Source organism: Microcoleus sp. S36b_A4 (assembly GCF_036700645.1).
Taxonomy (GTDB): Bacteria; Cyanobacteriota; Cyanobacteriia; order Cyanobacteriales; family Microcoleaceae; genus Microcoleus.
In genome coordinates, this window is the sequence record NZ_JAUBPI010000127.1 from 1 (window position 1) to 15,646 (window position 15,646).

At 46.1% G+C, this 15,646-nt stretch carries 17 protein-coding genes; 7 read left to right on the forward strand and 10 right to left on the reverse strand.

Annotated elements, in window-relative coordinates; all coding sequences use genetic code 11:
* Positions 1–323: 323 nt before the first annotated feature.
* Both QUA03_RS26150 and btpA read right to left on the reverse strand, forming a co-directional pair.
* Positions 324–1,247, reverse strand: coding sequence for a vitamin K epoxide reductase family protein (locus tag QUA03_RS26150; protein ID WP_333216260.1), 924 nt, complete (start codon positions 1,245–1,247; stop codon positions 324–326).
* Positions 1,248–1,381: 134 nt separating this feature from the next.
* Positions 1,382–2,269 (reverse strand): photosystem I biogenesis protein BtpA, encoded by an 888-nt coding sequence (gene btpA / locus QUA03_RS26155; protein ID WP_333057464.1) that lies wholly within the window; start codon positions 2,267–2,269, stop codon positions 1,382–1,384.
* A 782-nt stretch (positions 2,270–3,051) separates the two neighbouring features.
* On the opposite strand from btpA, the gene QUA03_RS26160 reads away from it, so the two are divergent.
* Positions 3,052–4,026 carry an SGNH/GDSL hydrolase family protein gene (locus QUA03_RS26160; protein WP_333216262.1) on the forward strand — a complete coding sequence of 325 codons (975 nt, stop codon included), beginning with the start codon at positions 3,052–3,054 and terminating at the stop codon, positions 4,024–4,026.
* A 266-nt stretch (positions 4,027–4,292) separates the two neighbouring features.
* Here the strand turns inward: QUA03_RS26160 and QUA03_RS26165 are convergent, their stop codons facing one another.
* Positions 4,293–4,454, reverse strand: a complete 162-nt coding sequence (locus QUA03_RS26165; RefSeq protein ID WP_333216264.1) for a hypothetical protein — start codon at positions 4,452–4,454, stop codon at positions 4,293–4,295.
* A 13-nt stretch (positions 4,455–4,467) separates the two neighbouring features.
* The gene (locus QUA03_RS26170) at positions 4,468–5,520 is read right to left on the reverse strand and encodes a Gfo/Idh/MocA family protein (protein WP_015178266.1); all 1,053 of its coding nucleotides are present in this window, start codon (positions 5,518–5,520) and stop codon (positions 4,468–4,470) included.
* 506 nt (positions 5,521–6,026) lie between these two features.
* Here QUA03_RS26170 and QUA03_RS26175 point away from each other — a divergent pair.
* Entirely contained in the window at positions 6,027–6,710 is a 684-nt protein-coding gene (locus QUA03_RS26175) for a PEP-CTERM sorting domain-containing protein (RefSeq protein WP_333216266.1), read from the forward strand.
* A 36-nt stretch (positions 6,711–6,746) separates the two neighbouring features.
* Here QUA03_RS26175 and QUA03_RS26180 read toward each other — a convergent pair whose 3' ends face one another.
* From QUA03_RS26180 to def, 3 genes are all read right to left on the reverse strand, one after another.
* Positions 6,747–8,084 carry a PrsW family glutamic-type intramembrane protease gene (locus tag QUA03_RS26180; RefSeq protein ID WP_333216268.1) on the reverse strand — a complete coding sequence of 446 codons (1,338 nt, stop codon included), beginning with the start codon at positions 8,082–8,084 and terminating at the stop codon, positions 6,747–6,749.
* Positions 8,085–8,265: 181 nt separating this feature from the next.
* Entirely contained in the window at positions 8,266–8,466 is a 201-nt protein-coding gene (locus QUA03_RS26185) for a hypothetical protein (protein WP_199292547.1), read from the reverse strand.
* Complete coding sequence (def, locus tag QUA03_RS26190) at positions 8,466–9,026, reverse strand: peptide deformylase (RefSeq protein WP_190659061.1); 561 nt, start codon at positions 9,024–9,026, stop codon at positions 8,466–8,468. Before def ends, QUA03_RS26185 begins: the two co-directional genes overlap by 1 nt.
* Before the next feature lie 101 nt (positions 9,027–9,127).
* Here def and QUA03_RS26195 point away from each other — a divergent pair, with 101 nt between their 5' ends.
* Together QUA03_RS26195 and QUA03_RS26200 are read left to right on the forward strand one after the other, a co-directional pair.
* The gene (locus QUA03_RS26195) at positions 9,128–9,307 is read left to right on the forward strand and encodes a hypothetical protein (RefSeq protein WP_333216270.1); all 180 of its coding nucleotides are present in this window, start codon (positions 9,128–9,130) and stop codon (positions 9,305–9,307) included.
* Between the two features lie 16 nt (positions 9,308–9,323).
* Positions 9,324–9,608 carry a hypothetical protein gene (locus QUA03_RS26200; RefSeq protein WP_333216272.1) on the forward strand — a complete coding sequence of 95 codons (285 nt, stop codon included), beginning with the start codon at positions 9,324–9,326 and terminating at the stop codon, positions 9,606–9,608.
* A 274-nt stretch (positions 9,609–9,882) separates the two neighbouring features.
* Here the strand turns inward: QUA03_RS26200 and QUA03_RS26205 are convergent, their stop codons facing one another.
* Positions 9,883–10,338 (reverse strand): aspartyl protease, encoded by a 456-nt coding sequence (locus tag QUA03_RS26205; protein WP_333216274.1) that lies wholly within the window; start codon positions 10,336–10,338, stop codon positions 9,883–9,885.
* A 119-nt stretch (positions 10,339–10,457) separates the two neighbouring features.
* Between QUA03_RS26205 and QUA03_RS26210 the strand changes: the two genes are divergently transcribed.
* Positions 10,458–11,750, forward strand: coding sequence for a pentapeptide repeat-containing protein (locus tag QUA03_RS26210; RefSeq protein WP_333216276.1), 1,293 nt, complete (start codon positions 10,458–10,460; stop codon positions 11,748–11,750).
* A 686-nt stretch (positions 11,751–12,436) separates the two neighbouring features.
* Here the strand turns inward: QUA03_RS26210 and QUA03_RS26215 are convergent.
* A complete protein-coding gene (locus QUA03_RS26215; RefSeq protein ID WP_333216278.1) occupies positions 12,437–13,060 on the reverse strand; it encodes a TenA family protein in 624 nt (207 codons plus the stop codon).
* A gap of 55 nt (positions 13,061–13,115) precedes the next feature.
* On the opposite strand from QUA03_RS26215, the gene QUA03_RS26220 reads away from it, so the two are divergent.
* A complete protein-coding gene (locus QUA03_RS26220; RefSeq protein WP_333216280.1) occupies positions 13,116–13,349 on the forward strand; it encodes a hypothetical protein in 234 nt (77 codons plus the stop codon).
* A complete protein-coding gene (locus QUA03_RS26225) occupies positions 13,346–14,311 on the forward strand; it encodes a glycosyltransferase family 2 protein (protein WP_333216282.1) in 966 nt (321 codons plus the stop codon). The genes QUA03_RS26220 and QUA03_RS26225 overlap by 4 nt, the downstream gene beginning before the upstream one ends.
* A 123-nt stretch (positions 14,312–14,434) precedes the next feature.
* Here QUA03_RS26225 and QUA03_RS26230 read toward each other — a convergent pair.
* Positions 14,435–15,646: glycosyltransferase family 4 protein (locus QUA03_RS26230; RefSeq protein WP_333216284.1), on the reverse strand; the 1,212-nt coding region annotated here is incomplete at its 5' end.

Here is a 15,646-nt window from a genome sequence, read left to right on the forward strand (position 1 = left end):
GTTTCCCACGATCCCAGACCCATGCAAATACTACCCTTGACAATTTCCCTTTTTCCTTAACTTGTCACCAATGGCAGAAACCCGGTTTATTGCATTTTTATGTAAAATTTTTAGTAATTATTCACCGAGCTAAACACTAGAAACCCACACCTTGTTTTATTTTTTTTCGTTATCACTAATTTTTACTATTTTTTATTAATTATAGATGCAAAATTTTAGATTGATTTAGCAGCACGAGCCAAGAATAAACTAAGTTAAAAACCAGGATATTTCCTGCCGCTCAATCTAAAATCTGTCATCTATAATAATCTCCAACTTTCCTGTTAGTTTTGAAAGTTGCGGGGACCCGTGTAACCCGATAAATCAGCGAGTTTCTCCAAAGATTGTGTCCCCGCATAAAACTGACCATTAATCTCCCAAGTCGGGAAACCTTTAACATTCGCAGCAGCAGCTTTGCAAATTTCAGCGCGGGAATTTTGCCCCCTGGGATCGCATTCAAAATAATCAATTATTTTGGCTGCTTCTTTGCCGAAGAGCATTTTTTGGTCGTGGCAGTGGGGGCACCAGTAAGCGCCGTACTCTTTAGCGCCGATTTGTCGGAGGTGGCGGGCCAAAGCCATTTGTGCCGGGCCGGAGATTGTAGTGACGGCAGGGGGTACAATTCCGGGGGTAGAGACAGTAGGAGGAGGTGAGTTGACGCTGTTATAAAGTCCCAAAGCGCCGATCGAACTCACCATTGCCACCAAAATGCCTGTAAACACCAACTGTCCGATATCTTCCCACTCGCGCCCGACTAGCACCAGCACAAACAGCGACAGCGCAAATAAGGCAGAAGTGACGCAATAAATGCACAGATCCTGAATTTCAAAAGCCATCAAATAAATCAAATAGCTGCTGAAAATTACCATCGCAGCAGTGATGATAAATAGCGCTTGCCAAGTTCTGTTTTCTAGTTGAGAGTGCAGTCCTTTCTTGGTGTCGGGATTTACAGCTTTGGGAGCCAATGCCAGGATTGCTATGCTCAGGTAAGCCAGACAGCCTAACAAACTTAAAGGCACTGTGCCAAAGACTGTAGCGTAGGGACTGTTGAGAACTTTGTCGCAGCCACTGGTTGGACAAATGACCGAGCCATTGGTGAATTTAGCGATCGTGAGATAGGCCGTTTCTACGACGCCTATGGCTGCGATCGCTGCCATCACAGTCCGAGACCAGCGATGAATCCAAGGGGTTGAACGTCGGCGAATCATTTTTTGATTTGGTAATTGATAATTGGGAATTGTTGACTGTTGACTGTTGACTAATGACTGTTAATGGTTAACTAATGACTACTGACTACTGCCAACTGTCAACTGTCAACTGTCAACTGTCAACAACTCCTATTTTACGTTTTACTTGTGACTTTGCCCGGTTCCGGTGTTGGCCCTCTTGAGCCATTAGCATCTCTATTTTCCTGTTCGGGCTCTTTCTGTGACAAGCTGCGGCGGGCGGCTTCTACAAACTGACTGACGCGGATCGGATCTATAGGCTGCTCGATGCGGCCGTTTCGCTTCAGGGAACTCGATACGATTACACCGTCAGCGGCCTGCATGAGGGTGGAAATGTTTTCCCAGGAGGCGCCACTGCCGATGAAAACTGGAATTCCCGCCGCTGCTGCACTCGCGAGTTCTAAGTCTTCGAGATTGGGAGGGCTACCAGTTGTCCAGCCGGAAAGGATTACGGCGTCGGCTAAAGCGCGCCCGATCGTCTCTTGGACGGCTGTGGTCAAGTTGGGGCTGCCTAGGGGTCGCCCGTGCTTGACTAACACGTCTGCTAATATTTTGACATCGCTGCCCAATTCCCGGCGGTAGCGCAGTAGCTGGTGAGCTTGGCCTTCAATTAAGCCTTGGTCTGTAGCCATGATGCCGTTGAGGACGTTGACGCGGATGAATTGAGCTCCTGTGCAGGAGGCGATGGCGATCGCACTGTGGGCGTCGTTTCGCAGCACGTTAACGCCGATCGGCAGCGTCACGAGATTTGTTAGCCTCTCAACTACCAGAGTCATGGCACTTACCACAGCCGGATCTACGCTGTCTTTGGCAAAAGGAGCGTCGAAAAAGTTCTCAACTATGATACCGTTTGCGCCACCAGAAGCCAGCGCTGTAGCCTCTTGCTCGGCTCTTCCGATAATAGCTTTGAGGTTTCCGCCCCAGCGGGGAGAAGTTGGCAAAGGCTGTAAATGTACGACACCGATTATGGGATTCGGCGTTTTGAATATTTGTTTTAAGTCCACGGATTTTCCTGAAACCACCAAGTTCACCAAAAAACGAGCGGGAAGCCCCTGACTTTACGCATGGGGAGGAAGGCGGCTGCGACGACCGTCGCCTTGAATCCCCTTTCGGGGTTGGAGAGGTCGGGTTGCCTCTCCGGTGAGGTATGGTTGCCTCAATCTCCCTTTCGGGGTAATGTTCGCTTCGAGAATGTTTAGTGAGCTTGTTAGGCTGAAAGCACTGGTTTGACCCCTTTAAGCCTGTTTAACTCTCAGCGATAGAGCGGAAAACTAGCGTCGCATTTTCCGGTATCGTGACTCAAAAAACGTAGGTCTGATCCTGTCTCTGGTAAGGTTTGGGCTTTCGGTTCAATCTCGCTCACAGAGCCGGACTGTCTTGAAAGCCCCCGCTTTTAAACGTGGGGTTCCTTACTGACGGCTGACGGCGGATTTTGACGGTATATTCTAGAATTCTATATCCACGGGGGCGATTCGGTTGACTTAATCGGGTCGCCAAGTTGCTCCAACCCCGCAGCCATAACAGTTTAGATTTTAGATTTTAGATTTTACAAAGGCGACCTACACACGTCACTCCAAGACAGATACTTGCTTGTAAGCAGGAGTCCTGGAAAACAAAAAAGTTCAGGTTTTAGCGAGATCTCCCAGATTCATCTGTCGAGTCAATGCTTTAATCTTTAATCTCAAATCGACTGACTACAATCAGGGATGAAAGCTTGACTGCAGTTGCATTCTTTTTTATACCTTGGTGTCGGCAGGGGTTTTTCCTTCTCTATCGAGGTTAAGTGGTGGAAGTTGTTCTCATAATTTTGGCTGTCACCGCAGGATTGGGGGCAGCAATCGAAGTGCTCCTGCGGGTGCTGCTAGGTTTTGGTAATCCTTTGATTTATATTGCCGATGCCGAGTGCGGCTATTTGTTGGCGCCCAATCAGAAGGTGCATCGCTTGGGCAACCGGATTGAGATTAACGAGTATTCGATGCGTACTGGAGCGATCGCCCCGATACCCCCTGCAGAAACTCTGCGCGTCTTGCTGTTGGGAGATTCTGTCGCCAACGGTGGTTGGTGGACGCATCAGACAGATACGATCTCGGAAATTATGACTCGGAATTTGAGACTGCAAGTACAGAATGTGGCGAACAATACACAATTAGGTTCACAAGTCAACTATTCAAATTTTGAAGTTCTCAACGCCTCAGCCAATTCTTGGGGGCCGAGGAATCAACTTGCTTACGCCAAGCGTTTCGGTGTTTTTGGGGCAAAGGCTTTGGTTTTGCTGCTCAATACGGACGATTTGTTTGCGTCGGCTCCCTGTTCTCTGGTTGTGGGGCGCGATCGATCTTACCCGGATCGCAAACCCCGATCGGCTACGCTAGAGTTATTAAGCCGCTACCTGCTCCCTGCAGTGCCGACTCGCCAATTGGCAGCACCCGGAGCCACAAGCAGCGATGTAGTAGCCTGCAACTTAGAAGCTATTCGCCAAATCCAGAAAATAGCTGTATCCGCCAACGTCCAGTTTGTGCTAGCAGTCACGCCGAAGCGGGGCGAACTCGGCGGCCCGCTTCGGCGTGACTGGGAAGTCAAAGCTAGAGCGCGTCTCGCCGAACTCGTAGCAACAGAGAAAATTACTTACATAGATTTTCTTCCCATTTTCAATGGTGCGGCCGAATTTCCAACTTTGTATCGAGACAGCATTCACCTGAGTCCTCAAGGAAATCAGCTAGTTAGCAAAACCATCAGTCGTCAAATAGTCGCTCTTTGTTGACATAAATCGTGACTTCACCTAAAAACGGATACTTGCCCACGACTCCTGTTGTCGAGAGCAAAAAAGTTTAAACCTTAGTTCAAGCCCCCAGATTCATCTGCAGAGTCAATCGATTTTAGATTTTAGATTTTAGATTTTAGATTTTAGATTTTAGCCTTGACCCCACGGATCAATTCGGGGGCTCCTTTATCGGATACAGTTTTTTTATTTATGGACGAATAAATCCGGGGGCTTGTATCCTGGATGCTTGATTGTCAATCTAAGATCTAAAATCGTTCGACTGAGGGCAACCCGACGCTCGCACTCGCCGAACTTCTCACGCCGAATTGTCCAATCTCAAATCGACTGACATCGAATCCGGTTGCATGGGAACAGTTACCATCTTCAACGAACAACAAACCCAAAGTAAAAGCACCCGGAAACGACACGATTTGTCTCGATTTAGCTAACTTGCAAAGTAGACTCTAGCTCTTTCGGATACCAAGCTTGACCGTCGAGAGCCATTTGCTCGATCGAACTCGCAAGCCGCAGAGCTTTGAGAGCTTGTTCTCCTCCCACAGAAGGCTGATTTCCACCCCGCACGCAATTAATAAAATGCTCCAATTCTGCGTGGAGCGGTTCAATATTGCTGGTGTAAACTTTCTCGATCAACCCATCTTGACGGTAAAGCACCTGACCGTAATCCGTCACGTAATTGGCGGTTGTTTGTCGGTGAATCAAGATTTCGTTGTTGAGAAAATCTGCCTCTGTCAGAGAATTCTTGCAGTGAGCGACGATTGAACGGAGTTTGCGGTGCGTCACCTTACTGGCAGTCAGGGTGGCGACAATGCCGTTAGCAAAGTTCAACGTCGCTGTCACGTAGTCTAAATAACCTGAATCTGAGGCTCTGCTGCCACTGGCTGTCAGCTTCACCACTTGGGAATCTGCCAATTCCAAAAGCAAGTCGATGTCGTGGATCATTAAATCCAAAACTACCGATACGTCGTTAGCCCGCTGGGAATAGGGACTCATCCGGTGAGCTTCCAATGCCAGTAACTCTTCAGTTTTCAGCACTTTGCCGAGTTCCTGAAAAGCTGGATTGAAGCGCTCGATGTGACCCACTTGTAAAATCCGGTGGGCCTCAGCAGCCGCGTTGACCAAAGATTCGGCTTCGGCAATGCTAGCCGCGATCGGCTTTTCAATTAAAACGTGAACACCCGCTTGGAGACAAGACATCCCCACAGGGTGATGCAGGCGAGTTGGAACGGCGACGCAAACTGCATCTACGTGGGCGAGCAAATCTCGGTAGTCTTCAAAGAAGCGAACCCGGTATTTGCTTGCTACATCTATTCCCCGCTCTACATTTATGTCTGCAACACCCACGAGTTCGATATCTTTTAGCAAGCTCAGAACTCGCGTGTGATGCTGGCCCATATTGCCAACCCCAATCACCCCAATGCGGAGGGGTTCGGGTTGACTTCGCTGGGCGAAAACGTTTGCGTATCCCAATGACATCCTATCTAGCACTCCTGGATTCTCCTCCACCACCACAGGAATCAAGCCCCTTGGCTTCCCTCAGCTACTCACAGCCATCCAGATAGTACCACAGTCAAACTATTTGTGAAGAATTTCTAAGTTCAGTTGCGATTATCGCATCAGGCAATTAAGCAGAAGCGAATCATACACAAGGAGAGAATACTGGGACAAAAGGTCTGGAAATTTTGTATTGACAAAGATTATTAAATGTGCAATGGGAGCGGGACGATCGCCTGCTGCATCGCCACAACACAAACCCGTCGGAATATTTGGCGATTACGATAAAACATTTTTCTAGTTTGTGTTCAAAAGTCATAGTGAAAGTCATAAATTATACAAATACAATAGGTGACGCATCCGTATTAGTTCGGTTATTTACATTCGGCAATCTTTGACTTCAAAAAAATTTACTTTAAGAATGGGGATAATTACGGGCGATCGCTGACTCAAATAAATTACACTTACGTAAAGCTTAATAAAAAACAATGAGTCACAAACAAAGGCACAGATTAGGAAGTGGGATCGCTAGCACAATTTTAAGTTTGTTTTCTGCCGTGTCATTGGTAGGAGTAGACAAAGCACAAGCCGCCGTACTCACCTACAATATCAATTTTGACGGTCAAGGTAGCGGTTTTTTAAAGGTGGATAACTCCTTGCTTACAGGAATAGACATTGAAGGAATTTCCGAGGGGACAGTTTCCGAGGGAAGAATGTACGGTTTTACTTTTCCCGAGTTGGGAAGCACAAAAGAATATGATAATTTGGCAGGGGTTCGAGCTGTATTTCGTGAAGGGCAGTTTCTCGGAGTGCAAGCCAGCGGCGGCGACGGTGCGATAAGAGACTATATCAGTCCTCCAGACGAACCAGGAGGGCCTTTTTTCTTGAGGGTTGAGGGCAGCGCATATTGGTCTATCGGAGTTACCTCTGGCTCGTGGAGTAGGGAGGTAGTACACAGACAGGTGAACTATCAATCATATATAGACGATGGATCGATCGTCACCGACAGCTATGTTATATACTCTAGATATATCTCCCCCAATGCCGAGGTTTCTTACACTTTAGTGAATACCGAACCCGAACCTGTTCCCGAACCTCTCACTGCTGGGGGGACAGCTTTAGCATTGGCAGGTTTAAGCTGGTTAAAACAAAAGAAAAAAATGGCAGCTTGAGGTGCGATCGCACCTCAACAATTAACCAGTCAGAAGTCACCTTTCAAAGAATATTCGAGTTGCAAAATTTTGCTCTCGATTCGGAGACAGAGCTCTGGCTTTCAAAATCGCAGCTACCAAAAAGGTATAGGACAAAACTCCCACCAAGGCAAGCAAAAGTACGCTGACGGCTCCCGACGCATTCCACAAAGCGTGAAGTGCGGAAGCACTGAAATAACCTACGCCCAAAATTTGCCAGCGCTTCCTGGGTTTGAGGGCGCTCAAACCGATAAAATATCCCAAATAGCCGCTGTAAGCCATGTGTCCGGCGGCGGAACCCAAAATGCGGGGAATTAGCAACTGCAATCCTACTAATTGTCCAGCGTCCGGCCCTGCTTGCAGGGTGACATTTTGGATGACATTGGGAACGTACTGTCCCAGAGTTTCTAACAGTGTAAAGCCGACTGCTGAGGCACTTCCTAACAGAATTCCGTCTAAAGGTTCCCAAACGCCGATGCGATCGCGCCAGGGATTTTTCAGCCAATTTCCCAGCAACATCGCTCCCAAAACGGGCAGGGCTTTCAGCAATTCTTCCATTAGACCCGCCCCGAAAAACATTCTGCTCAAAAAAGGCAAAAAACTGATTGTTTCGCCTTCGATTGGCAGGCGACCGGGCAAAATTTCTCTAAATACGAATATAAATCCAATTAATAAGGGGCTGCTCAGAATCAGGACTGTAGCTAAAGCCGAACCAAGCAATACCCACCAAGGCTTGTGTTTGCCGCACAGTTGATAGATAAAGTAGTAAGCCGCACCGGCGAGGTAAGCTGACAGCAGCAAGTTGAATGCTGCGGAATTTCCCACGGCGACAAACATCGACACGACAACAATAACTGTGGCGATACCTGGATATAAGTAAGCTTTTTGGCTTAATTGTTTGCCAGTGGAGGCGATCGGGAATAATTGAGTTAAAGTGAGAGCATCTTTTTCGCTACCAGCAAAATTGCCCGTTTGTGGTGCTCTTAATCCTGGTTGATTTTGGTAAGGGGTTATGGGAGATTCAAATATAAATTCAGGGCCGTCAAGGCCGAGACTGATGCGATCGCCTGTTTCTAAAGTTTGGCAGCCAGAGAGCTTTTTTCCGTTGATATAAGTTCCATTAGCGCTGTTGAGGTCGCAAATTTCCCATCTCGTCAAAGTACCCTGAGTTAGGGGACGGACTGCGGCGTGGCGGCGGGAAACCATGCCGTGGACGATCGACTCTAAAGTTATTTGACAATTGCGATCGCGTCCGATGACCAATTCCCCATCTTCAGAAAGTTGGTACTTGGATACTGGGGTTCCCACAGCGTCTTTGGCTGGCACTTGTCGCAGAAATCCGATTTCATTAGTCATGAGTTATGAGTCATTAGTCATTAGTCATTAGTCATTGGTCATGAACTCGCAAGCTGTTACCTGATGTTATTTTTGAGCAGTCTTTATTCCACAGTTATTGGTTGTTAGCTGCTGACTAATTACTAATTACTAAATACTAATTACTAATAACTGCTGACTAATGACTAATGACTAATAACTCTTATAGATTGGCCCTGGCATCCTGAACGGCTGCATAGAAAAATATGCCAGTTAGCGGTACGCTCAGGGCTAGAATGATGCCGGTGACTAAATTGCCAAGTTGAGCTTCTCCCGATGACAGCTCAAAGATGGAGCCGACTGCCGCGATCGCAGTGATGCACGAAAGAGCTAAGAGTAAACCACTTTTCGGAGTTCCTGCCATCATACTGATTTTACTGCCTTTGGAGAAAATTTATGCTTGACTAATGCTTCATTTAGTGCCAGCTTGTTTTCTACTCTGTCTACAAACAGCACTCCGTTGAGGTGATCCATTTCGTGCTGAATTGCCCTTGACAGTAACTCTGTTGCTATCAGGGTTTGTGGGCGGCCGTATTCGTCGCGGTAGGAGACTTCAATGACTTCTGGGCGTTTGACTTCTAAATAAACTCCCGGAATGCTCAAACACCCTTCTTGCAAGATGCAGATATCGCCACTGCTACTTTTGATGGTGGGATTGATCAAAACGATTGGGGGTGTAGCGGGATTTTCCGGGTCACAGTCGAGGACGATTACTTGTTTGTGGACTCCGACTTGGGGGGCAGCCAAACCGATACCGTCGGCACTGTACATGGTTTGCAGCATTTCTCGGACTAGCTGCCGAATTTCTGCATCGACGCTTTTGACGCGCTTGGCTGGCTGCCGCAGGACGCGATCGCCTAATGTGTGTATTGTTAGGGGCGGTTTTTCTAACTTTTTCTTTTCAATCAAGACCTGAGCCGTCATAGAACCTCGCGGGATGTTTGGAAACCCCCAACGAAAGCTGTTGGGGAATGGAATTGGAACCAATACTATTATTTTCAATATTAATCTAATTTTCAGTAGCCATGACTGGAAACGCACCAAACCAACGGCCGGTTATTTCTCTGGGGCTTTCGCCTGTTTTAGTGGCGGTAGAGCTTTTAGGTGCGATCGCGCTTTTGCTGGGTGTTTTGCTCATTGTCAAGTTTTGGGCCGTTTTGCCCGATCGAATTCCGATTCATTTCGGTTTGGGGGGGGCTGGCTGATGCTTGGGGCGACAAGGTGACGGTTTGGATCATGCCGGTGGTGGCTGCGATTATTTTTGCGCTTTTAACTGCGGTATCGCGCTATCCACATACTTTTAATTATCCGGTACCGATTACTTCTGAGAACGCTCGTCGGCAATATCTGTTGGGGCGAGGTCTTTTGGTTTGGCTGAAGGCGGAGATTTGCTGGCTGTTGGCGTTTGTGGTGCGACAGCAAATTCTTGTCGCTTTGGGCAATGCTCAAAGGTTTAGTATCGAGTTACTTTTAGGGTTAGTTTTTTTTGATATTTGGGACGGTTAGCGTGTATTTGATTAAGGCTTATTCGGCTCGCTAGATATTGGGTAAAAGTCTTAGAACTACCTAAAAACATTTTTTTTGGGTAGGCATTTTTTACAAAACTTAATAATATCTAACCTCTCAAAAATAAAGAAATTTTATTGGCAATTAGGAATAAATTTATCAAATTTTTATGAGGAGTTTGGTCCTCACTACCAATATTTTTGATGGCGGGTAATTGACTGGACATTCTAGGAATCACAGGTGAGAGGTTTGTGCTACGGTAAACGCCTCTCAACTAACCCATCAGATATGTTTGCTGATTGTTCATCGGCAATACTCGCAACTGTCGATTTTTCAAATCTGGTTCTAAGCCTAGTTCTTCCATGGGAATCACGCCCAACAAAACAGCAGAAATGCCTTCGGGCAATTCTAAACAATCAAATCTGCCTTCTCTCCCCTCTACAATAATTTGAGCGTCGGCAAAAATTCGACCCTTTTTTATGCCGGCTGATGTTTCTACATCTCTTTCTCCTACTTGTATTAAGCCTAACTGGCTAATAATGCGAGCTGGCAAGGAAAGCAGAGTTGCTCCGGTATCGACAACAACGTTATCGAGGATAACAGAGCGGACTTCCTCAGCAGCAATAAATCCTCGTTCAGCCATAACTCGATCGATGCGATTCGTGAGGGTGATTGTAGTGATTACTTGACCCATTTGTTTTTCTTGCAGATTGGGGAGTACCAGGGCCATAGTATGTTACCTGTTTGAGTGTAATTAGTGGAGATTTATATTGTAATATTATCTAGAATCATGCTTGGTTGGTTAAAATCGTTTTATTGACCAGCCACAGTTAGAATTTGCCTCAACGCATGACACCAGAACCAAACTCTTCTCAACCCAATCGCCCTGAATCTAACGTGACTGTAGAAAGTCAGAACGGTGCGAACCCTAATGTGCCACCAGAATCAGGGATAATCGTCGCTACTGCTGAACCGGAAAAACCGCAGCAGCCGCCTCCAACCCGCAAGGTGTTATTGCAGCCACACCAGGAACAAACGACTCCTGAGAAATCGGGGTCAGTGCTGACGCTGGGGTTGATCGCAGCGATGATTTTTGGGCTGGCCAATGACAATATTTGGCTGGGCTTAATTGGCGCCGTGGGTGCGATCGGCATATCGCTGCGGCTGATGTGGCCGAGTTGGGGCAAAATCTGGGCGCAGGTAATTCCGCCGACTTGGCGCACGCTGATCGTCGCCTGCTTCGGGCTTTTAGCTGGGATTGTTGGTTTGCTGATGCTCAGCGGTACTAATACTGAACCGGGAAGCCGCAACATCCAAATCAACTGGGAGGCAATCGGGGCTCTCGGCGAGTTGATCGGCGCTTTAGGCCAAATTTTGATCGCAATTTTAGGCGTTTACGTGGCTTGGCGGCAGTATGTGATATCCAAAGATTTGACTATTCAGCAAAATCGAATTACGCAGCAGCAAACGATCGATGCTTATTTTCAAGGGGTTTCGGACTTAGCCCTTGACGAACAAGGGTTTTTGGAAGATTGGCCGCAGGAAAGGGCGATCGCAGAAGGCCGTACCGCTGCGATTATGAGCAGTGTAGATGCTGAAGGTAAAGCTAAAATTCTGCGGTTTTTGTCGCAGTCGAGATTGGTTACTCCGCTGAAGCGCGATCGGCTTTTAGGCCGTCCCATCCTTGACGGTGACGGCGGCTACGCTGAAGATAGGGATCACGGTATCCGCGTTATCGATCTCAATGTCATGTTAGCGGGTGCTGACCTGGCTGGCACTGATTTGCGGTGGACGGATTTGAGCGAAGCCAACCTCGTCCGCGCCAATCTCAGCAAGTGCGATTTAGTGAAAGCCAATCTCTCGCGCGCTGTCTTGTATGACGCCAATCTCGCTCGCGCCGACATGAGAGCCGCCGCATTATTCTACGGGTCGGCAGAAACTGCATCCCCCCGCAGCCGTACCGAATTTCCCAACTATCAAACGGGCGAACATACCGGCGCTGTGGTTGAACGCGCTGATTTCACCGCTGTCAAGCGGCTGTCGGATGAGCAGCGCTATTACTGCTGCGCTTGGTGTGGCTCGAAGTCGAGAGAGACTATTCCCGGCGGCTGCGAAGGGATTCCCAATAAACTCGGACGTTAAGCCGGGACGGGTTAATTTTTGTAATTGCTATGTGGTTTCTGAGCCGATCGATAATGGCGATCGGGATGCAGGTAATTGCTCCTTTAGTTTGCAAGAAACTACCCCTGTATGGGAGTCGGCCACCTCTAGATTTTGTAAGTGGCTGACTCCTCAAAAGTGGCTGGGCACTGTTTTCGCATTGGGACGGTAAATGGTACCTCGAAATAGCTAATTTAGGCTACAGCTATGCAGATGATGGACACCAGCATTCTGTCGCTTTTTATCCGCTGTTTACTTTGCTCATGCGCGACTTTACGACTCTGGGAATGCAAGTGGGATTAGCACGGCTCATTAATTGTGGGGCATTTTTGATTGCATTATTTCTGGTTGCAAGCTGTTAGTAAAGTTGCGATGATTTAGGGCTGTGGCTATTTCGGGAATTTGCGAAAAAGGCTAAGCATTACAGTCAGCTATTTCGGTTTTTGCTCTTTAGCGCTACTGAGCAATTCCGGTGCTCTGCAATCGGTTCATCGCTACGTTTACGGCATTGTGTAGCTTTCAATGGCACTCGGTTTAGTGTTGAGTAATCAGCCTTGTTTTTGATATGCTGTTATGACATTATTTGCTACATTCCTGCTGTATATGGCTGTTAAATTTACTGCGTGTAGGTAGCTTAAGATAGTTTTCCATTTTTGCACAAACTTAATTTACTCTATTTCCCAAGCTGCTTGAAAAAAGTCTCTTTCGCATAGCATAGCGTAGCGATAGGTTGCTTCTACTTCTGGCCCAGCATCTGCGTAGCGATCGACCAAACCTTCCAGGCGTTTTGCTAAAATCTCAAAATCCGGGCTGCTATAGGTGGAAATCCAGTCGCTAAAGGCGTGTTCCGGTATATTACCTGTAGCTAGCTGCTGTCCCAAAAAAGCATACAACCGCAAGCAAGGAGTCATGGCGGCTACTGTCAAACCTACACCACTCCCCCAGGCTGTCGCTAATAAAAAATCTGTGTAGCGGCGGGTAGCGATTCCCGGTTTTGCCTCTTGTAAGTTTACCCCCCATTTGGCTGCATATCCTTGATGCAAACGAAGTTCTTCTAAAACGCCACTACCGAGATTGTGGAGAATTTCAAACCCCCCCCAGTCGGGTGCTTTTGCCGCAGCGATACTATAAGCGCGAGCGAAGGCTCCCAGAAAAAATGCGTCTTGTGCAACGTAATATGCAAAACTATTTTGGGGGAGGCTGCCGTGAGCAATGCCTTTGACAAAGGGATGTTGCAGACAAGCTTCGCTTAAGTCTTGATTTGCTTGCCAAAGATAATTAGAATTTGTCATGCAATTTTGAATCGATGGGTTATGATTGTAATTTTTATAGTCTGACTAAACATCTATGATAACAGATGTTTTCGCTGGGCGTGTGTCAGTCTTATGGTATCTTTTATTTTTCGTATTTAAGAAAATAGATAAGTGTTGGTACGCGACTATTTGGTGGGCTGCTGTTGTCTGGCTCAAAGAGCGAAATTACCTGCCGAACCTCTCTGGTGAAGCAGCCAGGGTGTTTTTGGAAAAAGAAACTTTTGATTTAACGGTTGGAAAGCCGATTTTGAAACAGAAACTGCAATGAACGATACACCTAAGTATTCCTTGGTAATTCCTATCTATAACGAAGAAGAAAATCTCGCTGAATTGTATCGGCGAATTAGTGCGGTGATGGATCGAATGGACGGCCCAGTAGAATTAATTTTAATCAATGATGGCAGTCGCGATCGCTCTCTCGAACTTTTGCGAGAATTGCACGAAAAAGACTCACGAATTTGTTACCTCAGTTTTGCTCGCAATTTCGGCCATCAAATAGCTGTAACTGCTGGTTTGAACTTTTCTAGAGGTCAAGTTGTAGTCATCATGGACGGCGATTTGCAAGACCCGCCAGAGCTAATTATAGATATGGTAGAACAGTGGCGGCAGGGCTATCAAGTTGTTTACGCTCAACGCACTCAACGGCGTCAAGAAGGTTGGTTTAAGCGGTTGCCGGCTTATATGTATTATCGCATTTTGCGGAATCTTGCTGATGTTGATATTCCCATAGATACCGGAGATTTTTGTTTGATGGATAGGTGCGTAGTGGATGTACTCAACGCCATGCCAGAACGCAATCGTTACATTCGGGGATTGCGCGCTTGGATTGGTTTTAAACAAACAGCGGTTAAGTTTGAACGTGATCCGCGTTTTGCTGGCGAAGTTAAGTATACCTTCAGTAAATCTTTTGCTTTGGCGATGAACGGTTTAGTGTCTTTTTCAAAAGTTCCTCTGCAACTGTCGATTTATTTGGGTTTATTTTCGGCTTTCGTGTCTGTTTTGATGGCTTTCTTGGTTTTGTATTGGCGTCTTTTCTCTGCGGGTTCGGCATTAACTGGTTTGACAATTGTGATTATGGCGGTTTTCTTTTTGGGTGCGGTGCAGTTGGTGAGTATTGGAATTTTGGGCCAGTATATAGGGCGGATTTATGAGGAGGTGAAAGGTCGCCCGCTTTATACGCTGGCAGAAGTGGCTGGTTTCGATCCATTTCGTCAAAAAAATGGTAAATAAGCAGGACATTTTTACTATCTTGATGGCTTAAAGATAGCGGTTGTATGGTACGTCTGCTTAATCACCTGAACCCTGAACCACATTCAAAATGCGGGTAGTTGATTCATTATTTGCTACTTAATTTCAGCCAGCGGATATAAACTCCTCATGCCATTGTTGAGCGACTTTATCCCAGCCAAATGAATCTTTAAGAGCTAATGCTTCCTGCCTTAAAGATTCTTGTTTCTCAGGATTTTTTAGCAAGTCTATCACTGCTGCAATAAAAGCATTATTAGTTTCCTCATCCCCAGCAGGCCCCTTAATTCTTATACCTGATTTCACAGTTTCATCTAAACCTGCATAAGTTGTCACCACAGGAACACAACCAGCGGCTTGTGCTTTCCAAGCACTAATACAGAAAATTTCTATCGCAGTATGACAAGGATAAACCCAGATCCCTGATTGGAATAATTCTTCCACTAACTCCTTGTGTCCAATCCTGCCATGTTCATAGACATTTTTTTGCTCGAAAAGTTGTAAAAGTTTTTGCTTTTTATCTGGTAAGTATGGAAATTTCTCAATATAAGGTGAATTAATTAAAGCATCAATTCCTTGCCAACCATAAAAAATATGTAATTCAACATCGGGCACTTCTTTGAGAACTTGATCCCATTGAGTCAGTAAATTTTCAATACCTCTTGCATAATCACTAATCGAAATTAGCCTTTTGGGATTTCTAGCAATTCCTGTTAAATTGAAATCTTCGAGATTAATCCCATTGGTTGTTAAAAAAATCTTGTCTTCAGGAATCCAGTCTGGCAGCAGAGATTTATGAAAATTTGACAACATAAAAAGTTTGTCAAAACTTGCCAGAAATTCCAATCGCGTAGACTCTTCTACAGGAGGAAATAATTGCGGGTTATCGTGCATCCAGACAGCAGTTTTTCGGGCTTTCACTTTCATACACATAGGTTGTGTCCAAACACGATGAAAGATTAAGACATTAAAGTTATCTTCGGTATTGAATTTATCAACTGACTGATAAACTACTCCCTTATATTCCCCTTCCATATCACCGCAGCGATTAAAAACAGTAACCTGGTAGCCTAATTTAACTAATTCTTGACTTAAGTAAATAATCGCTTCTTCACTTCCGCCAATACCTTTATTCACAGATAGAGGAGACCAATCTTCGAGATGAAAGGGAAAATTGGAATAAATTACAATGTAAGGATTCAGGTCAAAAAAACTTCGGTGACAAAAGCTGGTAAAATAAACCAATGAAAAAGCCCCCAGCAACCAGAGAGCCGAAAAAAACCGAAATCGAGCAGTTGAGCCAAGCTGAACTGGTAGAAA

What these genes read in the sequence shown, in the direction of transcription:
- QUA03_RS26220 (WP_333216280.1), top strand. Translation starts at nt 13,116, where the DNA reads ATGATAACAGATGTTTTCGCTGGGCGTGTGTCAGTCTTATGGTATCTT.
- QUA03_RS26225 (WP_333216282.1), top strand. Translation starts at nt 13,346, where the DNA reads ATGAACGATACACCTAAGTATTCCTTGGTAATTCCTATCTATAACGAA.
- QUA03_RS26215 (WP_333216278.1), bottom strand. Translation starts at nt 13,060, where the DNA reads ATGACAAATTCTAATTATCTTTGGCAAGCAAATCAAGACTTAAGCGAA.
- QUA03_RS26205 (WP_333216274.1), bottom strand. Translation starts at nt 10,338, where the DNA reads ATGGCCCTGGTACTCCCCAATCTGCAAGAAAAACAAATGGGTCAAGTA.
- QUA03_RS26150 (WP_333216260.1), bottom strand. Translation starts at nt 1,247, where the DNA reads ATGATTCGCCGACGTTCAACCCCTTGGATTCATCGCTGGTCTCGGACT.
- def (WP_190659061.1), bottom strand. Translation starts at nt 9,026, where the DNA reads ATGACGGCTCAGGTCTTGATTGAAAAGAAAAAGTTAGAAAAACCGCCC.
- QUA03_RS26185 (WP_199292547.1), bottom strand. Translation starts at nt 8,466, where the DNA reads ATGGCAGGAACTCCGAAAAGTGGTTTACTCTTAGCTCTTTCGTGCATC.
- QUA03_RS26175 (WP_333216266.1), top strand. Translation starts at nt 6,027, where the DNA reads ATGAGTCACAAACAAAGGCACAGATTAGGAAGTGGGATCGCTAGCACA.
- QUA03_RS26170 (WP_015178266.1), bottom strand. Translation starts at nt 5,520, where the DNA reads ATGTCATTGGGATACGCAAACGTTTTCGCCCAGCGAAGTCAACCCGAA.
- QUA03_RS26180 (WP_333216268.1), bottom strand. Translation starts at nt 8,084, where the DNA reads ATGACTAATGAAATCGGATTTCTGCGACAAGTGCCAGCCAAAGACGCT.
- QUA03_RS26195 (WP_333216270.1), top strand. Translation starts at nt 9,128, where the DNA reads ATGACTGGAAACGCACCAAACCAACGGCCGGTTATTTCTCTGGGGCTT.
- QUA03_RS26210 (WP_333216276.1), top strand. Translation starts at nt 10,458, where the DNA reads ATGACACCAGAACCAAACTCTTCTCAACCCAATCGCCCTGAATCTAAC.